This window comes from Streptococcus pseudopneumoniae (assembly GCF_001072315.1).
GTDB lineage: Bacteria > Bacillota > Bacilli > Lactobacillales > Streptococcaceae > Streptococcus > Streptococcus pseudopneumoniae_R.
Map to the genome: position 1 here is coordinate 1 of NZ_JVLI01000110.1, position 3,691 is coordinate 3,691.

Below are 3,691 nucleotides of genomic sequence, written 5' to 3' on the forward strand. Positions count from 1 at the left end.
AAACAGTGTTTTGAGCAACCTGCGGCTAGTTTCCTAGTTTGCTCTTTGATTTTCATTGAGTATGAAACTAAATCTCAAACACTTAGTCCTTTTATTATACTGCAAGAAGATATAGTTTTCAATTATACTTTTTCTCTAACTAGCTATAGTCTATTTTTATATCCTAATGTAGAGAAAACAGCCCTAGGGACTGTTTTTCATTAATAATGCATCAGAACTTTGTAATCGTAGTCACCGATTTTTTCACGGCCATTCAATTCATCCAATTCAACAAGGAAGGCACAACCTGCTACAACACCACCAAGTTTTTCAATCATCTCGATAGTTGCCTTAACAGTTCCACCTGTTGCCAAGAGGTCATCTACGATAAGAACACGTTGACCTGGCTTGATGGCATCCGCGTGCATAGTCAAGGTATCAACACCGTATTCTTTTTCGTAGTCAGCAGAAATGACTTCGCGTGGCAGTTTACCTGGCTTACGAACAGGCGCGAAACCAATTCCCAACTCAAAGGCAACTGGACAGCCCACGATAAAACCACGAGCCTCAGGACCTACAATCATGTCGATTTTCTTGTCAGTAGCATACTGAACGATTTCACGAACAGCGTAGCTATAAGCATTTCCATCAGCCATCAAAGGACTGATATCACGGAAAGTAATACCTTCCTTCGGATAATTTTCAATTGTTGCAATGTAATCTTTTAAATTCATCTTTTTCTTTCTTTCAAAGTTTTTACTCTCTATTATAGCATATTTTTTAAGAAAGAAAAAAGGAAAAGTTAACTTCAATGATTATCTAACGATTTAACGATTTATGACTAGCCATAGCAATAAAGCCTAATTTCTTTTTATTCTTAGCGAACATTTTATACATAGTTAAAAACTGCTTTCTATTCTCCTTTTTACAAGCATTTACACAAATTTTCAAGGTTCCTAGCCAACCTTCGTCATAAATCATACCCGATAATTTCATTAATGTCATTTCACCAGTCAATACTTTCACATCACGATAACCTGATTCTATCATCACCTGTTCCCAACCATCTTGAGTTAAAGGACCTACATTTACATGAATTGCTTGTGATAATTCCTGTCTGACAGACTCTTTAGCTTCCTTAAGAAGCACATCATGTGTCAAGAGAAGACCTCCAGGTTTTAAAACCCTTAGATATTCCATTACACATTTTTTCTTAGCTTGATCGGCTTGCATAGTCAGCATAGCTTCATTTATAACAATATCAAAACTAGCATCTTCATAAGGAAGTTTCATTGCATTAGCTCTTTCAAAACTGATTAAATGGCCAACACCTGCCGTTTCAGCAGATTTTTTAGCCACTTCTAAAGCTTGAGCATCCATATCAACAGCAGTTATCTTACAACCAAAACGCTGTGCCAACTCAATTGCTGTAGTTCCCCTATTACACGCAACCTCTAGTATTCTCTTTTCTTTTGAAAATCCTCCTTCTGCAATTAACCAATCTGTAGCACGTTTTCCACCTGGACGTAAGCGTTTTTTCCCCAGTTTTGCTAAAAACTTATGACCTGCTTCTGACATTTGAACACCTCTGTTTTTTCTTCATTATAACATAAAATGATATTATCTGACAATTCTAATCTATTTTTTGATGAACTATAATCAAAAGCATACAAACCACCATGACTATAGTATAATACTCAATGAAAATCAAAGAGCAAACTAGGAAACTAGCCACAGGCTGTACTTGAGTACGGCAAGGCGACGTTGACGTTGTTTGAATTTGATTTTCGAAGAGTATAAATTTATTATTACCTCTCTAGTTCCAATTCAACTCCTCCCATCATTTACACATTCAGGTTACGACTATTTTTGTACTTTGGAATTGCCCTCATCTTCATCCGCTCTACGAACCTCCACCTTTCTGTTCGTAGAGCTATGATTTCGCTATCCCTTCCTCTGCCCGCTACCTCACGATAGTCAGGCTTGGGAATTGCTATTGGGTTCACCGGTAGCGGGTGCCCACGGAGGACTTACACCTCAGATATACGACATGCCCGTCGTACGCCAAAAAAAACGAGCACTTTCGTACTCGTTCTCTCTGTATAAACTACTGATTAAAGTGAGTTTACGTCAACTTTGATACCAACACCTTGAGTAGTTGTGATAGTCAAGTTTGTTACGTAAGTTCCTTTAGCTGTAGCTGGTTTTGCTTTTTGGATTGTTTCGTTGAAAGCTTTGAAGTTTTCAACCAATTTTTCAGCTTCAAATGATACTTTACCGATGATTGCTTGAACGTTACCTGCACGGTCAGCACGGTAAGTGATTTTACCACCTTTAGACTCTTCAACTGCTTTAGCAACATCCATTGTTACAGTACCAGTTTTAGGGTTTGGCATCAAGTTACGTGGTCCAAGGACACGTCCAAGACGTCCAACAAGAGCCATCATGTCAGGTGTAGCGATAACTACGTCGAAGTCCAACCATCCATCGTTGATTTTAGCAACAAGGTCATCTTCACCAACAAAGTCTGCACCAGCAGCTTTTGCTTCTTCAGCTTTTGCACCACGTGCGAAAACAAGAACGCGTGAAGTTTTACCAGTACCGTTTGGCAATACCATTGCTCCACGGATTTGTTGGTCAGCTTTTTTAACGTCGATGTTCAAGTTGTAAGCAACTTCTACAGTTGCGTCAAATTTTGCAAAGTTAGTTTCTTTTGCAAGTGCTACAGCTTCTTCTACGCTGTATGCTTTTGTGCTGTCGATTTTCTCAAGAGCAGCACGAAGTTGTTTGCTTTTTTTAGCCATTTTCTATTCTCCTTGTAAGTGGTTCAATCGATTTTCATCTCCCACGTCACTTCTCGAAATGATGAAGTCTTGCGGGTTTTCAGTCTATTATTTCTCTTTTCCTACGTCGTTAAGTTCCCTTGCTGTACCCAAGTACAAGCATCAGTCACTTGCCTAGTATGAAAAGCAACTAATAGACTGCTGTGAGATTTTCTACTGTGTTATTGATTAGTCAACAACAGTGAATCCCATAGAACGAGCAGTACCTTCGATCATACGCATTGCAGACTCTACGTTTGCTGCGTTCAAATCTGGCATCTTAGTTTCTGCAATTTCTTGTACTTGCGCACGAGTAACTGTAGCAACTTTAGTTTTGTTAGGTGTACCTGATCCTTTTTCAACACCTGCAGCTTTTTTCAAAAGAACAGCAGCTGGTGGTGTTTTAGTGATGAAAGTAAATGATTTATCTTCGTAAACTGAGATAACAACTGGAATGATCATACCAGCTTGGTCAGCTGTACGAGCGTTGAACTCTTTTGTGAATCCCATGATGTTGATACCAGCTTGACCAAGAGCAGGTCCAACTGGTGGAGCTGGTGTAGCTTTACCAGCAGGGATTTGCAATTTTACAAGTTTTTCGACTTTTTTAGCCATTTTTAAATCCTCCTTTGTGGTTTTGGCGGTAATTAGAGATTTTTACCTCCCACAAGTATGCTTTTCACATACCCATCTATTATACACTATTTATCTGAAATTGCAAGAGAAAAGTTTATTTTTTATACTCAATGAAAATCAATGAAAATCAAAGAGCAAACTAGGAAGCTAGCCGCAGGCTGCTCAAAGTACAGCTTTGAGGTTGCAGATAAAACTGACGAAGTCAGTAACCATACCTACGGTAAGGCGACGCTGACGTGGTTTGAAGAGATTTT

Annotated in this window: 4 protein-coding genes; all 4 read right to left on the reverse strand. The window is 38.9% G+C overall.

The annotated features are described in order from the left end of the window. Window positions 1-200: 200 nt before the first annotated feature. The gene (locus ADH54_RS05710; protein WP_001049318.1) at window positions 201-713 is read right to left on the reverse strand and encodes an adenine phosphoribosyltransferase; all 513 of its coding nucleotides are present in this window, start codon (window positions 711-713) and stop codon (window positions 201-203) included. A gap of 85 nt (window positions 714-798) precedes the next feature. After that, the gene (locus ADH54_RS05715; protein ID WP_049524371.1) at window positions 799-1,557 is read right to left on the reverse strand and encodes a class I SAM-dependent methyltransferase; all 759 of its coding nucleotides are present in this window, start codon (window positions 1,555-1,557) and stop codon (window positions 799-801) included. A gap of 536 nt (window positions 1,558-2,093) precedes the next feature. Continuing rightward, window positions 2,094-2,783, reverse strand: coding sequence for a 50S ribosomal protein L1 (gene rplA, locus ADH54_RS05720; protein ID WP_001085675.1), 690 nt, complete (start codon window positions 2,781-2,783; stop codon window positions 2,094-2,096). A gap of 207 nt (window positions 2,784-2,990) precedes the next feature. Next, a complete protein-coding gene (gene rplK, locus ADH54_RS05725) occupies window positions 2,991-3,416 on the reverse strand; it encodes a 50S ribosomal protein L11 (RefSeq protein WP_001085807.1) in 426 nt (141 codons plus the stop codon). Between the last annotated feature and the right edge of the window lie 275 nt (window positions 3,417-3,691).

Excerpts from the sequence above, each read along its gene's own strand:
- ADH54_RS05715 (WP_049524371.1), bottom strand. The coding sequence starts at position 1,557 with ATGTCAGAAGCAGGTCATAAGTTTTTAGCAAAACTGGGGAAAAAACGC.
- rplA (WP_001085675.1), bottom strand. The coding sequence starts at position 2,783 with ATGGCTAAAAAAAGCAAACAACTTCGTGCTGCTCTTGAGAAAATCGAC.
- ADH54_RS05710 (WP_001049318.1), bottom strand. The coding sequence starts at position 713 with ATGAATTTAAAAGATTACATTGCAACAATTGAAAATTATCCGAAGGAA.
- rplK (WP_001085807.1), bottom strand. The coding sequence starts at position 3,416 with ATGGCTAAAAAAGTCGAAAAACTTGTAAAATTGCAAATCCCTGCTGGT.